The organism is Oceanobacillus timonensis, from assembly GCF_900166635.1.
GTDB lineage: Bacteria > Bacillota > Bacilli > Bacillales > Amphibacillaceae > Oceanobacillus > Oceanobacillus timonensis.
This window is the reverse complement of the sequence record NZ_LT800497.1, coordinates 1,309,497-1,327,700: the sequence shown is the minus strand read 5'-3', so window position 1 is coordinate 1,327,700 and position 18,204 is coordinate 1,309,497. Positions and strand designations below refer to the sequence as shown.

Sequence of the window (18,204 nt, the reverse complement as noted above, 5' to 3'; positions counted from 1 at the left end):
CACCTCCTTTATCAAGGCTACTGCCAAAGATTCCTGACAACCTTCAAAGATTGTTAGCTGTAGAGAATGACAAGAAACTTCCGCTACTGGATTTACAGGCGTAGAGGAAGATGGTGCTGGGATCGTTACGGGAACAATCGGGTTTTCCTTCATGAAAAAACTACCTCCTGTTACTTGTTAAATCCAAGTATAGAGGTAGTTCCGTTATAATAGAATGCGGTCTATTATTTCCCGCTTACGGTTATTCCCATTTCACAAGTGCATTTTTCTATCCATGTTAATTACCAACAGTTATTTCATTTCTTCAACAGCTTGCTCCGCCCCTGTTTTGGGACTTTTCCAAACCATTGCCACAGCAATTCCTGCCATGAGTACCATTGCTGCAAAATAGTACGGATAATTTAAATTTATATCAAATAAAATCCCGCCGATGATTGGTCCAAAAACATTTCCGATACTGGTAAACATTGAGTTCATTCCACCTACAAAACCTTGTTCATTTCCTGCTGCTTTCGATAAATAAGAAGTAACAGCAGGCCGGATTAAATCGAAACCAATAAAAACAACAATCGTTACGAATAAAATCATCGCATAACTTTCCACAACCGTCATCGCCATAACAAGCATGGCAGAGAAAATCAGGCAATAACGAATCAAACGAATTTCTCCCCATTTGTCTGCCAATTTGCCGAACAAGGCAATTTGCGCAATCGTACCAACAATCGCTCCGCCGGTGATAATAATTGCAATATCCTTTGGTGCGAATCCAAATTTATGATCCACAAATAAAGAAAATAATGATTCAAAGGAAGATAAACCAAATGCGGTAATAAATATAACAATAAACGCGATAAAGTATACAGGAACAAAGATTCTTCCTAAGCCGGGTTTTGGAGCTTCTGCATCTCCTTGTTCCTCATAGTTTCTTTCTGGTTCACGCAGTGTTATTGTCGATAAGATAGCTGTAAATAGCGCCAAACCTGCCGCTGCAAAAAACGGGATTCTCGGTCCCACTTCTGCCAGTAATCCACCAACACCCGGACCGATAATAAATCCGGTGTTAATCGCTGCAGACATATAACCTAATGCTTTCGGTCTGGTCTCAAGTGTTGTTATATCAGCAATAAATGCAGTTACTGCAGGCATAATAAAAGCAGCACTTACTCCACCTAAAATTCGTGAGATAAATAAAATTTCTACGGTCTTTCCGATACCAAATAGAAACTCACTAAAACTAAAAATCAAAAGTCCGGTGACAATCATGCGTTTACGTCCAAACGCATCAACCCATCTGCCGGAAAGTGGTGAAACAATAAGCTGCGCAACGGCAAAAGCTGCTACCAAATAACCTACAACAGATCCAGACAAATTCAACTCATTCATAATCGTAGGTAAAACTGGAATAACTAATCCAATACCTAAAAATGCAATAAACAAATTCATCAGTAAGATAGACAGCGTCATATTTTGTTTTTTCATACTTCATTTCTCCTTAACTAAAATTTCATTTAAAACCTCCCTTAGGAATCTGATACATCATATCATATCTTTCTTATTTCAGATATATTTTTGCTTAAAATTTTTTGCCTTTTTTTCCGACAAATTTTGGCATATTTCTGCAACATGCATGCTAGATGTATACACCCTTACAAAGCCGTTTACAGCACCAATATTTTCGCTTTTTTTCACGCATAAAAAAAGATTACACTGGATAACCATGCAATCTTTTTTATATCAAAAAAGCAGCTATTTTCTCAAACATTCTTTACACTTCTTCTTCATCCAATACTTCCCATTTATCTCGAAACGCTTGGATAGCCTGAAACAACTCGTTCTCTCCTTTCATTTCAAAATGTTCCTCATGTCCGTTCATATCAATATGTCCATCTTTATCGACTGTCATTGTATAATTTTCCTTAGAACCTTGGAATAACAGCAAATATCCAGCATTTACAAATTCATCGGTTTCTTTGAGTTTCAGTGATTGACCAGCTTTTAAAATCTTATCAATTTCCTCTTTTTCCGTTAATGAAATCGATTTGGGTTTCCCGGACGGCTTTACTTCATATATTGTTATTTCTTCAATTTCGTTTGTTTCATTCATATTGGCAGGTAATTCATCTGCAAACAGCTTGGTATCCCCCTCTAACTTCCCAACAAGGAAAAACACTCCTGCTGCGATGATGAATGTAATGATAAGTATCTTTTTCATACAGACTTGCTCCTTTTCTTGCTGTAAATTCATTGTCTTTTTTATTATTGATATAATGAAGTATTTTGTCCACTAGAAAAGTGTATGAATTTATTCTATCTATAGATAAAGCACATTTTCAATGATCAACACGTATACGTACAAAAGAACAGGAGCAACGCGCTGCTCCTGTTCTTTGTTACTTTTCGATGATTTGGTTATTTTTCATTTCATATACATGGTCTGCCACATTTTCGATAAAAGCAGCATCGTGGGAAACAAAAATAATCGTACCTGGATACCCTTTAAAAAAGGATTCTAATGCTTTCGTTGTCTGGATATCCAAAAAGTTCGTCGGTTCATCTAGTAACAAGATGTGATAGGAACCAAGAAATAATCTGCACAGTTGCAATCGGATAGCCTCACCACCGCTTAAATAACGCAGTTTTTTATAAATATCATTTCCCCTGAAATACATAGAATGGAGCACACTGCGTAAAAAGCCTTCCTCATAATCCGTTGTTTTTCTTAAGCTGGCCAATACAGTTTCATCTGACTTTTCCTGATAAGCAAGCTGCTCAAAGAAACCAAATTCCACTTTTGGTGAAATCTCTAATCCTTCCTTCCGCTTGTAAATCGCCTGAAGTAAGGTACTTTTTCCAGAACCATTGGCTCCTGTAATTGCGATTTTTTTACCTAAAGGAAACTGAAAACGGGCAGCTTCTAAAAGCAGCTTCTCACCAGCCTTTAACGTCAGCTGATTCCCCATTACAGGAAAGGAATGATGCAACTCTAGTGCCTTGGACCGGTGAAATTGAATAGGACGTTCATGCTGAACAGCATCTACTTTTTCTAACTGCTCCATCCGTCTTTCTATTGCTTTGGCACTTTTTTGCATCCCTTTTTGCGAAACATCTTTAGGCTTTGTAGCGAGCCGCCGATCTGCGCCTTCTTTTTTTCGCGCATTTGCTTTCGCACCTTTTGTCATTTTCGCTGCCTTTTGCATTTTATCCTGTGCTGCAGCTTCTAAACGGGATTTTTCCTTCAGATATTGCTCATGTGCTTCCTGCTGTTGACTTTCTTCCAATGCTTTCTGTTCTTCATAATCCGTATAGTTACCAGAATAAATGTGGATTTCCCCATCACGAATTTCCCAAATCGTTGTGACAAGTTGATCTAAAAGTTTGCGATCATGGCTGATCAAAATTAGTGTTCCATAATAATTTTCCAATTCTCTCCGTAAATAACGGATTCCCTGTTGATCAAGATGCGTGGTTGGTTCATCAATCAATAATGCTTCCTGATAATTCGCCAAGAGCTGCGCGATTTTTATTTTGGTCTGCTCGCCGCCGCTTATTCCCTCTTCCAAATCGGGGACTTGCAGTTTGCCTAAAACCTTTGGATCGACTTCCGCATCCTCAGGCACTTCCATTTGTTTTAAATAGGCAAAGCTCGCATGACGGTGAATCTCCCCTTTTGACGGTTCTAATTCCCCTGCAAGCAAACGGATCAGGCTTGTTTTTCCTGACCCATTCGGTCCAACGATACCAATCCGATCCATAAAATGAACAGCTAACCGGTGAATGGAAAAAATATCTTTATCTAAATACGTTAAGTCGACATCTTTTATTTCAAATTGAATGTTTTGCATTTTTGCTACCTCCGAGAATTTTTATTTTCTCGTACCGATAGCCTGTCATTGTATCGATACGAGCTTGTGTGTTCTTCTAACAAGCCCGTATCAATCAAAAGAACAATAGCATCTGCATAGGAATCTCTCCTTATTTTTATTATTAGAACGAATGCCCTGCTTTTCCACACAAAGAAATAGAAAACTTTTCTTTATATCTGTATTTCATCATTAAAAAAGAACAGCAAATCGTCTGCTGTCCTTTTACATACTTCTTTCAGGAAAAAGATATACCTCATGTATACCTTCATTATAATAACTAAAAAAAGACAGACGACTCCTATTTCTCTGCGAGTGCCAAAGCACAGGCAGAGCTTGAACATGTTATCCAATTAGTTGTTCAAGTCTAGGAATCGAATTCTCATCTTAGCACAATTTCCTTTCCATTCTATATTTAACTTTATTATAAGGGGTTTATCTGTTTACGTCAATCTAACTTTTGGAGTTGTATATTCATATTACAGAATATTTATAAATGGAAAATTCAATTACTGGCAGATGAAGATGAATAGGAAGAATTATATGAGAGTATCAATAGTCTAATCGCAGCAGTTAAGGAAAAAAATTCAATAAGTACCAGACTTGTTCTCGCTACTTTCAAATCAATTTTAGGGGAATTTATTCTTTGTAGTTTAAATTTAAATCATAGTTAGGAGTTTATTTTGTAAACTGGGTTTTATTCCAACAGAATGAGAGGTAACTAGCAAAAAGGAATAATGTTCCTAAACAGGTTTTTAATATAAAAGATTAACAAGTTAACATTTCCAATGCGCCAAAAAGAAGGTAATTTGTACTTAAAATCAACTTTCTTTTTTTGATTAATTATTGCTAAAAAATTCTTAGTCCCTATATCATAAATTCCTTTTCTATTTACATTATTTTATATCTGAAACAGATACATTCTAAGTTAGTTTGATTTAGATATTAGGGGACTTTTAATTTTTATATTTTATGCACCCTTGGTCCGCTACGTGACAAAAAAGAAAAATTAATTAATACCTGTCCTTTTTATTAATATTCCTTAAAATGATTCCACTTTTCGGGATACTTGGAATCTTCACCATACTAAAGCTTAAGTTTTGATTGTCAGGAACTTCATAAGATATTTTATTTAAGTATTGAAGACTTATTTTCATGATTTCCATTGTAGCCTGTTCACCAGCACATCGGTGTCCTAAGAAATAATCTCCGCCGCCTTGAGGGATGAATTCAAATGGACTGCCCGACCAATCAGCAAATCGATTTGGATCGAATACACTCGGATTATCCCAAATGGCAGGGTGTGAATTTGATGATAGTCTAATAATTGGACATACCAAATGGGGATTTTTATACTAAATATAATAATCTCTAGGAGTGTCTAAAATGGCAAAAAGATATGATAAAGAATTTAAAGTATATGCAGTAAAATTAGTAGTGGAAGATGGAAGGAAAGCAGCCGAAGTGGCAAGAGAATTAGACTTAGTTCCCCAGACGCTGCAAAAATGGGTAGCTAGGTACAAAGAGGACCAAGAGAATAGCTTTGTAGGAAGCGGTAATCGCAGTCCCAAAGATCAAGCTGGGTATGAAAAAGATAAACGGATTCGTGATTTGGAAGAGGAGGTAGCTATTTTAAAAAAGGCTATGGGCATCTTCGCAAAAAAACAGAAGTAATCTATGGATTTATTCAAGAACACCACCACGAATTTCGTGTAGAGAAGATGTGCCAAGTATTAGGTGTTTCCAAGAGTGGCTATTATGAGTGGAAAGATCGCCCTGTCAGCGATCAATCTAAACGTAAACAAAAGCTAACAGCTCAAATCAAACGCATATTTATCGCATCAAAAAAAGATATGGCAGTCCTAAAATCACGCAGGTTTTACGCAATGAAGGGGTACCTGTTTCTCAAAAAACAGTGTCTCGTATCATGAAGGAAAATGGTTTACGTTCGAAAACAGTGAAGAAATATAAGGCGACAACGAACTCCAAACATTCGCATCCTGTCTATCCGAATTTACTAAACCAAAATTTCCAGGCAGATAAACCAGGACAAGTATGGGTAAGCGATATCACGTACATTTGGACCAGAGAGGGATGGTTGTACTTAGCGACCATCATGGATTTGTTTTCCAGAAGGATTATTGGTTGGGCAATGAGTCATCGAATGACCAAAGAATTAACACTCACAGCTTTAAGACGAGCAATTAATCAGCAAACGCCGCAAAAAGGATTAATTCACCATTCCGATAGAGGCAGCCAATACGCGGCTAAAGAGTATCAAGCACTTTTAAGAAAACATCATATCACCACAAGTATGAGTCGGAAAGGCAACTGTTATAATAATGCATGTATCGAGTCGTTTCATAGCGTGATCAAGAAGGAATTAATCTTTCATGAAGATTATCAAAGCCGAGAAGAAGCAAAGCGTAGTATCTTTTCTTATATCATGACATTTTATAATTCCAAGCGAATTCACTCAACCATTGGATATATGTCACCAATGGCGTATGAAAAAATGTATCTACGTAAAATAGCTTCATAGAAAAGCGTAATTAGCCTCTGTGTTAAAGGAAGGGACGGACTTCCCCTTCCTTTAACACAGAGGGAAGCAAGCGGAGTGCGGTAGGAATTTGAATAAATTCACCATTTCTATTGTCCAATTTCTTGACATAGATCCAGATTCGTACCATATAAATCCAATAAAGTTAATGTCCCCTCTTTAAAAAGAAAATTATTTCATGTAAAATCTTTTTTCACCAAAGCAACAACAGCTGGGAAAAATGGATAAAAACGACGCACCTCTTGGACAAACATCTCTGAATAGATGTCATCTTCTTTTTTGAGTTTCTCCCTTTCGTTAGGGTTCTGGTAGAGTGAAAGGAATGTAAAGTTTATATAAATGGCAATGGCAACAATCGGTCTCAATAAATTGATAACTTCCACAGCAACTGTTTCTGGATTAAGAAGGTTTCCTTCCATATCGCGGTGCCAAGAAAGACGATAAAGTATCGTATGTTTAGGGATTTCTAACTCCCCTTCCCGTACTTTATCTATTCGTTTTTTCATTTATTGTTCTATTTTGTTTCTGGAATATCGTCCTTTCCAATGAGGAGGACCTATATCAGCTGGGGATTCAAACATTTCTGCTAGATCATTTGTAAATGGTATTACTTCATTTTCTCCTAGAGGAATACCTACCCAGTGACAAGCAGTCCTGCACAAAATTGTTTTTACTTCTTGATAAAGCATAATTTCTTCTTTTTTTCCCATTTAATTAAAGCTTTTTCCCATTGTTTGCTGCAGATATCAGCAAGGGAGCTGAGTTGTTCATGCGTCATCATTGACATAAATAACTTTTTACGGTGGTGATGAGGGTGATTGTCTAAACCTTGAACAGCTCCTTTTCCAAATAACGTTTCTTGAATTCGATTAGGTGCTGCACCTGCTCTCTTAAATTTATCTGTATCATAGAAAATTTCTGCGGCTGCTTTTCCACCCATACAAATAGCTTTTTTCCCGAACAGACGTGTCTCGTATACATTCGAATGAAATGTATGACGCCGGTTTAGAATATACATATATCCTTCTCTTAATAGGCTCAGAGTATAATCAAGACTTTATTCCTTTGGCATCCGTTTTGAGTTTGTCACAAGTAAAACTCCACCCCCTTTATTAAATACTATTTCTATTTTTTCGTAACCTGCTCTTTTCTATTCTCGAAAATAAGCCCGATTCACCATTTGATTTCATCTCATTTGAATATAGAAGATACATTTCTAAAGCTAATCAGGCCTATGGTATTGATTACATATCTATTCATTGAAGAAAAAAGGCCCCTCTTACATTCAGAGGATCCCTTTTATTTCTTATGATATCGTTCTATCCCAAAAACGATGAGTTGCAATCGCATCAATGAATTGTTTTGAAAAATCATCTGGTTGCTGCTTATTTATAACAACACCTGTTTTGCTTGGTAATTGTTTATCTTTAAACCATTGTTCGCCTTCGTTCGAGACAGCAATTGGTTTAAAATGATCAAATGCTTCCTGTATAAACATTTTAGCCTTTTTCTCAAACATTTTATCTGCTTTCGATCCACCAGCAATGTATACCGCATCAAAAGCAACCGATGAATCGGTAAGAAACGTATGCTTAGCTTTCAGTTTGCTGTTGTCATCTGCTACTATAGATCCTAGCTTGTCACTTAATATCGCAGCTTGAACTCCGGATGCTTGCAAATTCTCGATAACTTTTTTTACTTCAACGCCATTAAATCCATCTGAAATAATGACAGCTGTTTTACGGGTTTTAGCTAATTTTGGCGTGTTCTCCTGACTTAATGCAGGGGATGCTTTTGTAATCTTGCTTTGAATATTTGCAGGCGGTACGCTTACATCAAGTTTTTGTGCAATTGCAGCTGCTAGCCCGTGGTCAACGTTACCAAACATGTCGACAATCTTTTGTTGCACTGGCTTATACTGTACTTTCCCAACTTCAAAACAAAAACCATCAATAATATGCTGTTTTTCCGCATTACTCATGCTATTCCAAAATAATTTTGCTTGACTGAAATGGTCTTCAAAACTTTTACTTCGGGATTGAATTTTTCTTCCCTCAACTTTTTCCTGATAATGAGCAAAGCCGCCATTCTTTTCATCTACCGTATGCGGTGAATTACCTGCTAAAGCATTATTTCGATAAGAGACTTGTCCCTTATTAATGGTTTGTCGATGAAACCCATCACGCTGATTATTATGAAACGGACAAACGGGGCGATTAATCGGTATCTCATGAAAGTTTGGACCGCCAAGACGGAGCAGCTGTGTATCCGTATAGGAAAATAAGCGTGTTTGCAGCAATGGGTCGTTGGTAAAGTCGATTCCAGGTACTACATTTCCTACGTGAAAAGCAACTTGTTCGTTCTCTGCAAAAACATTATCTACATTTCGATTTAAAGTCATTTTTCCAATAATACGGACAGGAACATCCTCTTCTGGCCACAATTTCGTTGAATCAAGAATATCAAAATCAAATTTAAACTCATCTTTTTCTTCTAAAATTTGAACACCGAGCTCGAATTCAGCATAGTTACCCATATTAATCGAATCCCAGAGATCACGACGATTAAAATCAGGATCTTTCCCGCCTAGTTTTTCCGCTTCATCCCATGCAAGAGAATGTGTCCCTAATACCGGTTTCCAATGAAACTTCACAAAATGCACTTTCCCTTCATCGTTCACAAAGCGAAATGTATGAACACCAAACCCTTCCATCATGCGAAAGCTGCGAGGAATCGCTCGATCGCTCATAAGCCACATAACCATATGCGCACTTTCCTGATTTTGTGAAACCCAATCCCAGAATGTATCGTGCGCACCACTTGCTTGTGGCATTTCATTATGGGGCTCAGGTTTGATGGCATGAACAATATCAGGAAATTTCATGCCGTCTTGAATAAAAAAGATAGGAAAATTATTTGCCACTAAGTCAAAGTTCCCTTCTTCTGTATAGAATTTCGTTGCAAATCCTCTTACGTCTCTTGGTGTATCTTTGGAACCACGTGAACCAACAACAGTAGAAAAACGAGTAAAGACTGGTGTTTTCACATTCGGATTTTGTAGGAATTTTGCCATCGTGTAAGGTTTCATGGATTCATATAACTCAAATTCACCGTGAGCTGAAAAGCCACGTGCGTGAACAACACGTTCTGGGATTCGTTCATGATCGAAGTGGGTCATTTTTTCACGGAAATGGAAATCTTCCATTAAAGTTGGACCTCTTTCTCCGGCTGTTAAAGATAATTCATCCTCCGTTACTTTAACACCTTGGTTCGTGGTCAGCTCTTTATCCTCGCTGTCCGCACTCCGAAAATATTCTAACTGTTCATTTTTACTGTTTGCATTTACCTTTTTATCTTCATTTATCATGTGTAGACAAACTCCCTTCCTAAATGTAGTAACATTTTATTATTTTAGCTAATAATGGATTAAAATGAAGGCTAAAATAATATGAAAACCCCCTCAAAAATGAAAGGGCTTGTTCTTTAGTGTAATGGAGGTTTTTGCGGTTGAACGGTAGTGGGTGCATACCCTTCTTTCATCTGCATCATATCTTGCGGCGTAAGTTGTGGCACCTGATAATATCCATGTTTGTTTTGATACAAAGAAATCTCATAAGCCATTTCAATACAGTTTGGAACAGAATCAGCAAGAACTCTGCGTACAACAGGATTCGTAACTTCTAATGCTGCTCCAGCTTTGGCTGGTACAGTTGACTTAACGGCACTTAACATGCCATTAGAAATCGTTTCATCATTTATTTCTGTTGATGCTTGCATTGGTTTTTTAGGTTGAGAAGCTTTTAACCCATAAGTGAAATGATTATCTTGCTTCATTTTATAACTTTGCGTAGGTTTTGCAGGATCTTGTCCCGTTTTAAAACATTCTAACGTAATATTATATTCATCCTGCATAAACGTTTTTTGACGTTCTAAAATATCGCGAAGTTCCGGGTCTTTTATATGTTCGTTTAGCATTGTATAGGTGTTCATCGTATTAATTGCTCCTGATAACACCTCGTGGACATCAAACATTTCATGGCCACCATGGTTCATTTGTTCGTTTTGCATTTGGTTATTTTCCATAATAACCCTCCTAGTTAATTTTCTTTCAATAATATGGTGACTAAAATAACAGTTAAATATACGTTTTTTTTAAATCATTCTAGAATTTACAAAAAGAAGAATCAGAAACTATGATTTCTCTATAACAAGTGATTATTAAATCACTAAAAACTGGAAATAAATCACAAGAATAAAAAGCTTATGTTATTGCAGAGTAGTATTACGTATTATCAAAGAAAGCGTGACTGAAATGACTATTGGAACAGAAGTAAAGCAAACGATTGCTTAATTAAAGCGTTCACAAGCTAATTTTGAACATACTTGTGAAAAGTGAAGTATTACAGAATAACAAAATAAAGGAAGTACTTACTATTAATTCTGCGCATACATTGCTGGTTATTGCGTGATGTGAACATCATCTTTATTGATATCCCCTCAACAAACGGCGACGTCATAAAGACGAGAATAGCCCTTCATGAGAACGAGTTGGATCTTTTTAATCCATCACATTAGCGAATGAAGAGAATTTCCTATTCGATAGCATTTGAATCAAGGAATGGTAATAAATGCTTTTTTTCTGAGCTTTCGTTATCGGTGGCCTAATCTGTGTAATCGGCCAACTTATGTTTGATGTTTTTAAACTTTCTCCTGCTCATACCCTAACCATCCTAGTTATTAGTGGTGCAATATTAGATGGTATTGGTCTATATGAGCCTTTAATTGATTTTGCTGGTGCAGAAGCCACGGTATCTATAACCAGTTTTGGTAACTCACTTGTTCATGGTGCCATGCAAGAGACTGAAAAACATGGACTTATTGGTGTAGTAACTGGCATTTTTGAAGTGACAAGTGCTGGAATATCCGCTGCGATTATCTTTGGTGTCATTGGAGCTTTGATGGAGCTTTGATATTTAAACCAAAAGGATAGGAGTCGATCATCAATGACTGTAGGAACACAAGTAAAAAGCTGCTACGCTTCTATAAAAAGTATTGAAGGTACATTAGAGTCTTTATATGAAACAACTAGAAATCCATCTTTACAAACTGCAATTGAAGATGCGAATAAGCTTGTTGCCCAAGTTAAAAGTGATATGCATCATCAAGTGATTGAATTAATGAAAGAAGAGCCACAATTTAAATCATAGGAGGATTACTATGCCAGAATGGATTATTGTCATCCTTCGTTCCCTTATTCTGATTTTATTTCTTTTTTCTTTAATCAAATGGTTAGGGACGAAACAATTAGCTCAACTGAATATTTTTGAAACCATTGCAGGTATCGTACTTGGAGGAATTGCTGCAGTTCATACAATGGATCCTGAAACAAACTTTTTTTACGCAATACTTGCTATGTTTATCTGGTTTATCGTACCGTTTGGAATTGAAAAGTTATCGCTGAAAAGTAAACGAACAAGAGATTTTACAGAAGGTAAGGCGACTATATTTATTCAAGATGGTAAAATCATGGAAGAAAACTTAAAAAAAGAAGGTTACTCTACAGATGAATTGTTGGAAAAATTAAGAGATAAAAACATTTTTTTAGCTTCTGATGTTGAATTTGCTGTATTGGAGCCAACTGGCACATTAAATGTACTTCCTTAAAAAGAAAACCGACCTTTAACTGCAAAGGATTTGGGATTAACGGTAGATCCAGGTAAAGAACCTCAAACGGTCATTATGGACGGAAATATAATGCTGGAACCATTGGCCAACGCCTCTTTAAATCCTGATTGGCTGAGAACAGAGTTAGAAAAACAAGATGTAGCTTTGGAGAATGTATTTCTGGGACAAGTAGATGATCAAGGTAAATTGTATTTAGATTTATACGATGACCATCTAGCTGTTGCTGAACCTTCACAGTCTGCACTATTACTAGCTACGATTAAGAAATGTCAAGCAGATTTAGAAATATTTTCCTTAGCTACGGATAATCAGAACTCCAAAGAAATTTATCAAAGATGCAGTAAAAATATGAATCAAGTTCAATCTATTTTAGAACCTTATTTAAAATAAATCATTTCATTACGAGAATATCGCAGTGAACTATTGTCCTTTTCGTCGGAATTAAGCATCGATTCGTACTTATACCAAGCTTTATATTATGATTTTATCCTTTATCACTATTAATTTAACTACTTTAAATTCAATAAAATTTCTAATATTCATATAATTATTGTCAACTTATTGTATCTTTTTTATCCCATTTTGTAATATTTTAAATAGATTCTACTTCCGATTATTCAAAATTTAAGGAATCAAAATGCAAACGTGGGAGGAATATTAATGAATAGTCTGAGGCATTTATCAGATGAACTCTTAAAAGAGTCTTTGATAAATGCAATCAAATTAAAGTTGGAACAAAATATTTGTAGATATTAAAAAATGAAATAAAGAAACGAGCGGAGAGGGGTGAAAAAGCTAAGAATTGAAAAGAGATGAACATGACGAATATTCGTAAAAAGTAATGGCGATAGGCTATTTATAGCTTCATGACCCTGTAATTAACAGTATGCTGAAATCGGAAGTAGAAATCTACTAGTCTTGAGTTTAGGCTGAAGGGGGTAGCCTTCGTACTTCATTGTACGGAACGCTACCCTCTTTTTTTACATAGGAAAGAATAAAATTTTTATCAATGCTTTTCAGCAGCCGGGTAGAAGACAAGCTCGCGCACTTATTAAATATGAACAACGTTTCCTGCAGTTCACCTACAATCTCGGACGGCCGAATTTCCCGAGTTTGGTTTTGACCTTGAAACAATGACTACCTCTTTTCCGGCATTTTTTTGAACACACACTATTAGAATTCCAAAAAATAATTCTAAGACGATGCAGCAGTTTAAAACCAAATTAGATCTGTGATTAAAACCTTGTATAAATGAAGGACATGAGCCCCTTTAGGATTCATGCTCTTCATTTATACTTAAAATTATAATAGCTCGAAATCAATACTATATTCTGTTCCAAAAGCGTTGCTTGGCAATTGCAGAGACAAAATCTTCCTCAAAATCAGGATTATTTGCAGCAAAAACAACACCATCTAAGTTATTATCTTTTGAAGCTTGAATGTATGACTGCCCGGTTGTTGCAACGCCAATCGGTTTATAGTGTTTATAGGTTTCATGTACGAAATTCAAGATATCCTGTTGAAATTTTTCTTGATTCGCAGTGGTTCCACCTACAACATAGATGGAATCATACAAGACTGGATTTGTTGTAACAAATGTCTCTTCAACTTCAATCTTTGTACCGTGTGCCGCTGCAACAGTTCCAAGCTTTCTACTAATAACATCCATGAATACTCCCTGTTGCTGCAAGAAGTTCATTGTTCTTTTTACTTCATCACCATTAAAACCATTACCGATTAATATTCCTACTTTCTGTGTGTATGCATAATGCGGTGTATTAGCTTGGCTAATGGCAGGGGAACTTGCTGTTACTGGAACTTGAGATCCCGTAGGCGGATTTACTCCAATATTTTCAGCAATTGTCGTAGCCATTTCTTTATCTACGTTGACCCACATATCGGCATTCTGCTGTCTTACTGATTCACTTTTTACTTTTCCAAGATGATAGCTAAATGTTTTTACAAGATCTTGCTTTTCGAAAGATGATAAACTGTTCCAGAAAAGTCTAGCTTGTGAAAAATGATCATCGAACGATTCGCTAGGGAGATCCCTCGTAATGTGTCCCTCCACTGCTCCAGGATAATTGGCGTATCCACCTTCCTCAGGAGGCGTCTCTGCTGGTGTATTACCTGCTAATGAGTTGTTATGATAATTTACGGAATCCACATCAATTCGATGTCTCTGGTAGCTATCTCGATAATTGTAATTTCTTTCTACGATTGGTTTGTTAACAGGGATATCTTCTATATTTGAGGAATGTTGTCGATGTAGTTCAGTATCCCTGTAAGCAATTGCTCTACCTTGTAATACAGGATCATTTGTGAAATCGATCCCTGGAACAAGATTGGCAGGGTCAAATACAGATTGCTCTTCTTCTGCAAAGAAATTATCTACCAATCTGTTTAATGTCAGCTTACCGATAATTTCAACAGGTATTTCTTCTTCTGGCCAAAGTTTTGTATCGTCTAAAACATCGAAATCATATTTAAATTCATCTTCTTCCGCTATTAACTGTACACCTAATTCATATTCAGGGTATGCTTCTTTTTTTATCGCTTCTATAATATCATGACGATGGAAGTCTGGATCCACTCCTCCAATTAAATTTGCTTCATCGAGTAACAATGAATGAACACCAAGTTTAGGTTCCCATTTAAATCTGACAAAAGTTGATTTTCCCTGTTCATTTATAAATCGAAATGTATTGATTGGCCAGCCTGCCATCATGCGCCAGCTTCTTGGGCGTCCCCGCATAGACATAAGCCACATGACCATGTGTGCTGATTCCTGGTTATTTGCAACATAGTCCCAAAAACTATCATGAGCGGTTGTAGCCTGTGGAACCTCTGTTCTAGGATCTGGTTTAGCCGCATGTGTCACATCCATAAATTTCATCGCGTCTTCAAGAATAAAGACAGGAAACTGAAGAGAGAGTTGATCATAATTTCCTTCTTGTGTATAAAACTTCACTGCAAACCCGCGTATATCGACTGCTGTATCCTTTGATCCTTTACTGCCGATAAAGTTAGAGAATCGAGTAAATACAGGAGTTTTCCGCCCAGGCGCTCCCAAGAAATGAAGTTTTGTAATATGTTTCATTGATTTATAAACTTCAAAATCCCCATATACCCCGAAGCCTCTGGCATGAACGACTTTTTCCGGTATTCGTTCTCTATTAAAATCGGTCTGTTTTTTATAAAAATGAAAGTCTTGTAATAAATGGGGGCCACGCTTTCCTGCTCTTAAGCTCTGTTGATCATTTGAAATTTTCACTCCGCTCTCTTCTGTCATCTGCTTTCCGGGGCCAGTGTTTTGTTTACGGTATTGTTCTAGTTGTTTATCCTTAGCATCATCGTCAGTTCTCTTTTTGTCTCTATCCTTATCCATTCAATCGCCTCCTATTAGAGGATGTTCAAAAAGTTCAATAAAAATGATGTATCGGGAAAAGGAACTTCTACTAAGATCGCCCGCGTCATTGGGACGGCCGCAGAAACCATCACAAATGTTTTGGATGGGCAAGTAACCGCAGTCCCAAACGGTTTTTGATGAGATGAGTAATCATAGTCCCAAGATGCCAGGGACTTTAGTTGATTTGATCTTTTTTCCCGTATTTTGAACACGCACTATTTTTAAATTTAACCACTCATTTATATAGGTATGTTTTATTTCCTAACTTAGAACACTACATACGATAATGGTTAGGCAAGCTCGCCTCCATTTGACAAATAAGTTGTATGACCACATGATTTAAAATCCCGTTTGCAAGTAGAATTACTAAAACTTTCACTTTCTGCAATAAAAGAAATTTGAACACAGGAGAAGATAATTATAGCTGCAGCTTCAATAAAAGTATTTCATCGCTAATTTTTCTGCTGTTCGTATTGCTAACGCTTGAGCAGTCAGCCTAGGATTCACTCCTCCACCACTATTATGCTCGACACTAGAGTTAGCGATGAAAAGCCGTTTTACTTGATAGGCTTCGCAATTAGCATCTACGACAAAACCCATTCGCATGATATTTGCCATAATTTTCGCTAACTTATTTCTCTTTTTCGCATCTTGCTTGCCGGCGTGTACTGGATAACAGGAACCGGCCCATGTTCACCTTTCATACGAGGAACCAGCTCCACTCTATTTTGACAGAATATAGCAGGCAACCAAGGTAGTCAATAATTAACAAATACAGTATAGCAAGGTTCAAACAAATTACAACAAATGGAAATAATAATCAAAATATGCAATAAATGAATAAAACAGAGTCATATAACATCTCTTCAAGTTGTCACTATCCATTTAAAATGCATTATTAAAGCCGGATAATAAATTATCCGGCTACTGTAGCTTCTTTTAATTCTACGTTATTCTTTTCTGCCTCATCATACAGCTGTAAATCATGATAAGTGATTTCTGGACGGCTTCCAACTCGGATGTTTATGCCTGTTTGACCTAGCCCTTCACTTATATAGAACGGTCTCCCATCTTGGTAATGCAAACCTTTGATTATACTTTTATGAACCAATTCTCCCATTTTTGCAAGGTGATACGGTTTAGGCCAATGTATTTGCCCGCCATGAAAATGGCCAGACAAAAGGTAGTCAAAGTGATGATTTTGCATTGCAAGAACGATATTCGGATCGTGTGTTAGAACTAAATTGTATCCTTTTTGGATTTCTTTATAGGATTTATCTATATTACTGCGACTTGTACTAAAATCATCAATCCCAATGATATTTACTTTTTTCCCACCAACCTCTATAATTTCATGTTCATTTTGCATCGTTTTAAATCCATATTCATTTAATAATTCTTTTAACTGGTTAAAATTCGAATTGTGCAAAACATAATCATGATTGCCAAAAACAACATAGGAGCCATAAACAGGATTCAACTTATTTAGTGCCTCTAAATACGGAACAAGCTTTGGGATGCTTCGTTTTCGATCGAGAAAATCCCCTGTCAAGGCAATAAGATCAATAGGCTGATCTTTCAAGTCCATAAATAACTGTTCTAGTATAATGGATATGTTTTCAATATGCATATCAGAAATATGAAGTACACGTAATGAAGTGGAATCGGTTGGTGGAAAATCTTTTTCTAGTTTAATATGATTGATTGCTACCGAATGTGTATTCTTATAACCTTTATATAAAAAGCACCCTGTTAGTGCTGTAAATACAGTGAAGATAAAATATAACATTCCCCCCTCCTATCCATCATTATAATAAAATTCTGGCGGAATTTTTAGTTGTAATTTATAGATAAAAAGGAAAACTTCATACAACTTTTACTAACGTATTTTATTTGAAACAGATTTATGCACTTACAGAAGGTTTTGACTACAATTTTCATTGATTATTCCCTGTATATGATGTCTTGCTGTCTATTTATGCAGGATTCGTCTTCTATTTAACCCTTTTATATTTGTTAAGCAGCTCATCCTTTGACATGAATAAATACATAGGGGGTATTATTTTTTCTTTATTTTACTGCTTGATAATAAATAAATTGGTAAAAGAGCGATTTGTTTAAACATTTTGTAATATCGGTTTTGAATAGGATAAATTTCAACCCCTAATTTCTTACATCCTCTATGTAACATTGTAATACCAATTAACCCTTTAATCTCATTCGTATTACCTCTTATTTCAATATAATGTACAATTTCTGGGAGTGATTCCTGTACAAACTTATAAATCATTAATGCTCTTCTAACTTCACTATCATTGTTTTGGATTTGCCCCAGTATTTTAATATTGTGTAAATGAATTTTTAGAAGCAAATCGTTTTTATTAATTTCTGTACCATCCGATAACGTAACTTTTCTTCCTTTGTATTTTGTTAAACGGACACGCATAATTCTCCGATCGTCAAATTTACTTTCAATATAACCTAAACGTGTAAAATGGAAATAAATCGGATCAATGACATTCCAAACAAAAAGTCCAGTTTTCCTAAAGTTAATACGCAATCTATTACCCCTCTAAATGATATAAGTGACAGTTTTATTCTTCATTAATCGTTGCTTAACTATTACTTGAAAAATTAAGTATTATGAATCAAAATTCTTTTGTTTCACAAACTAAACCTTGAAGGAGGCG

The 18,204-nt window shown here is 36.1% G+C and carries 13 protein-coding genes and 2 pseudogenes; 4 read left to right on the top strand and 11 right to left on the bottom strand.

Annotation, left to right across the window (positions count from 1 at the left end):
* Nucleotides 1–291: 291 nt before the first annotated feature.
* From B7E05_RS06415 to B7E05_RS06400, 4 genes are all read right to left on the bottom strand, one after another.
* Entirely contained in the window at nucleotides 292–1,479 is a 1,188-nt protein-coding gene (locus B7E05_RS06415; RefSeq protein WP_080873425.1) for an MFS transporter, read from the bottom strand.
* Between the two features lie 286 nt (nucleotides 1,480–1,765).
* Nucleotides 1,766–2,212, bottom strand: a complete 447-nt coding sequence (locus B7E05_RS06410; RefSeq protein ID WP_080873424.1) for a hypothetical protein — start codon at nucleotides 2,210–2,212, stop codon at nucleotides 1,766–1,768.
* 178 nt (nucleotides 2,213–2,390) lie between these two features.
* Entirely contained in the window at nucleotides 2,391–3,842 is a 1,452-nt protein-coding gene (abc-f, locus tag B7E05_RS06405) for a ribosomal protection-like ABC-F family protein (protein WP_080873423.1), read from the bottom strand.
* Nucleotides 3,843–4,873: 1,031 nt separating this feature from the next.
* Complete coding sequence (locus B7E05_RS06400) at nucleotides 4,874–5,200, bottom strand: cytochrome P450 (RefSeq protein WP_143833192.1); 327 nt, start codon at nucleotides 5,198–5,200, stop codon at nucleotides 4,874–4,876.
* A gap of 46 nt (nucleotides 5,201–5,246) precedes the next feature.
* Here B7E05_RS06400 and B7E05_RS06395 point away from each other — a divergent pair.
* Nucleotides 5,247–6,402, top strand: a pseudogene (locus B7E05_RS06395) (IS3 family transposase).
* 194 nt (nucleotides 6,403–6,596) lie between these two features.
* On the opposite strand, the gene B7E05_RS06390 reads toward B7E05_RS06395, so the two are convergent.
* From B7E05_RS06390 to B7E05_RS06370, 4 genes are all read right to left on the bottom strand, one after another.
* Entirely contained in the window at nucleotides 6,597–6,926 is a 330-nt protein-coding gene (locus B7E05_RS06390) for a cytochrome P450 family protein (protein WP_080873422.1), read from the bottom strand.
* Between the two features lie 164 nt (nucleotides 6,927–7,090).
* Complete coding sequence (locus tag B7E05_RS06380; RefSeq protein WP_080873420.1) at nucleotides 7,091–7,438, bottom strand: cytochrome P450 family protein; 348 nt, start codon at nucleotides 7,436–7,438, stop codon at nucleotides 7,091–7,093.
* A 288-nt stretch (nucleotides 7,439–7,726) separates the two neighbouring features.
* Nucleotides 7,727–9,784, bottom strand: coding sequence for a catalase (locus B7E05_RS06375; RefSeq protein WP_425435107.1), 2,058 nt, complete (start codon nucleotides 9,782–9,784; stop codon nucleotides 7,727–7,729).
* Nucleotides 9,785–9,903: 119 nt separating this feature from the next.
* A complete protein-coding gene (locus B7E05_RS06370) occupies nucleotides 9,904–10,503 on the bottom strand; it encodes a spore coat protein (protein ID WP_080873418.1) in 600 nt (199 codons plus the stop codon).
* A gap of 602 nt (nucleotides 10,504–11,105) precedes the next feature.
* Here B7E05_RS06370 and B7E05_RS06365 point away from each other — a divergent pair.
* From B7E05_RS06365 to B7E05_RS06355, 3 genes and pseudogenes are all read left to right on the top strand, one after another.
* Nucleotides 11,106–11,390 carry a SpoVA/SpoVAEb family sporulation membrane protein gene (locus B7E05_RS06365; protein ID WP_425435087.1) on the top strand — a complete coding sequence of 95 codons (285 nt, stop codon included), beginning with the start codon at nucleotides 11,106–11,108 and terminating at the stop codon, nucleotides 11,388–11,390.
* Nucleotides 11,391–11,423: 33 nt separating this feature from the next.
* Entirely contained in the window at nucleotides 11,424–11,627 is a 204-nt protein-coding gene (locus B7E05_RS06360) for a DUF1657 domain-containing protein (RefSeq protein WP_080873417.1), read from the top strand.
* Nucleotides 11,628–11,637: 10 nt separating this feature from the next.
* A pseudogene (locus B7E05_RS06355) lies at nucleotides 11,638–12,495 on the top strand (DUF421 domain-containing protein).
* A 934-nt stretch (nucleotides 12,496–13,429) separates the two neighbouring features.
* On the opposite strand, the gene B7E05_RS06345 reads toward B7E05_RS06355, so the two are convergent.
* The 3 genes from B7E05_RS06345 to B7E05_RS06330 form a co-directional block, all read right to left on the bottom strand.
* Nucleotides 13,430–15,493, bottom strand: a complete 2,064-nt coding sequence (locus B7E05_RS06345; protein WP_080873415.1) for a catalase — start codon at nucleotides 15,491–15,493, stop codon at nucleotides 13,430–13,432.
* A gap of 937 nt (nucleotides 15,494–16,430) precedes the next feature.
* The gene (locus B7E05_RS06335; RefSeq protein WP_425435106.1) at nucleotides 16,431–17,291 is read right to left on the bottom strand and encodes a metallophosphoesterase; all 861 of its coding nucleotides are present in this window, start codon (nucleotides 17,289–17,291) and stop codon (nucleotides 16,431–16,433) included.
* Between the two features lie 282 nt (nucleotides 17,292–17,573).
* On the bottom strand, nucleotides 17,574–18,074 hold the full coding sequence (locus tag B7E05_RS06330) for a YkoP family protein (RefSeq protein WP_245832991.1): 501 nt from the start codon (nucleotides 18,072–18,074) through the stop codon (nucleotides 17,574–17,576).
* Nucleotides 18,075–18,204: the final 130 nt, after the last annotated feature.

Excerpts from the sequence above, each read along its gene's own strand:
- B7E05_RS06415 (WP_080873425.1), bottom strand. The coding sequence starts at position 1,479 with ATGAAAAAACAAAATATGACGCTGTCTATCTTACTGATGAATTTGTTT.
- B7E05_RS06410 (WP_080873424.1), bottom strand. The coding sequence starts at position 2,212 with ATGAAAAAGATACTTATCATTACATTCATCATCGCAGCAGGAGTGTTT.
- abc-f (WP_080873423.1), bottom strand. The coding sequence starts at position 3,842 with ATGCAAAACATTCAATTTGAAATAAAAGATGTCGACTTAACGTATTTA.
- B7E05_RS06390 (WP_080873422.1), bottom strand. The coding sequence starts at position 6,926 with ATGAAAAAACGAATAGATAAAGTACGGGAAGGGGAGTTAGAAATCCCT.
- B7E05_RS06380 (WP_080873420.1), bottom strand. The coding sequence starts at position 7,438 with ATGTATATTCTAAACCGGCGTCATACATTTCATTCGAATGTATACGAG.
- B7E05_RS06370 (WP_080873418.1), bottom strand. The coding sequence starts at position 10,503 with ATGGAAAATAACCAAATGCAAAACGAACAAATGAACCATGGTGGCCAT.
- B7E05_RS06365 (WP_425435087.1), top strand. The coding sequence starts at position 11,106 with ATGTTTGATGTTTTTAAACTTTCTCCTGCTCATACCCTAACCATCCTA.
- B7E05_RS06360 (WP_080873417.1), top strand. The coding sequence starts at position 11,424 with ATGACTGTAGGAACACAAGTAAAAAGCTGCTACGCTTCTATAAAAAGT.
- B7E05_RS06345 (WP_080873415.1), bottom strand. The coding sequence starts at position 15,493 with ATGGATAAGGATAGAGACAAAAAGAGAACTGACGATGATGCTAAGGAT.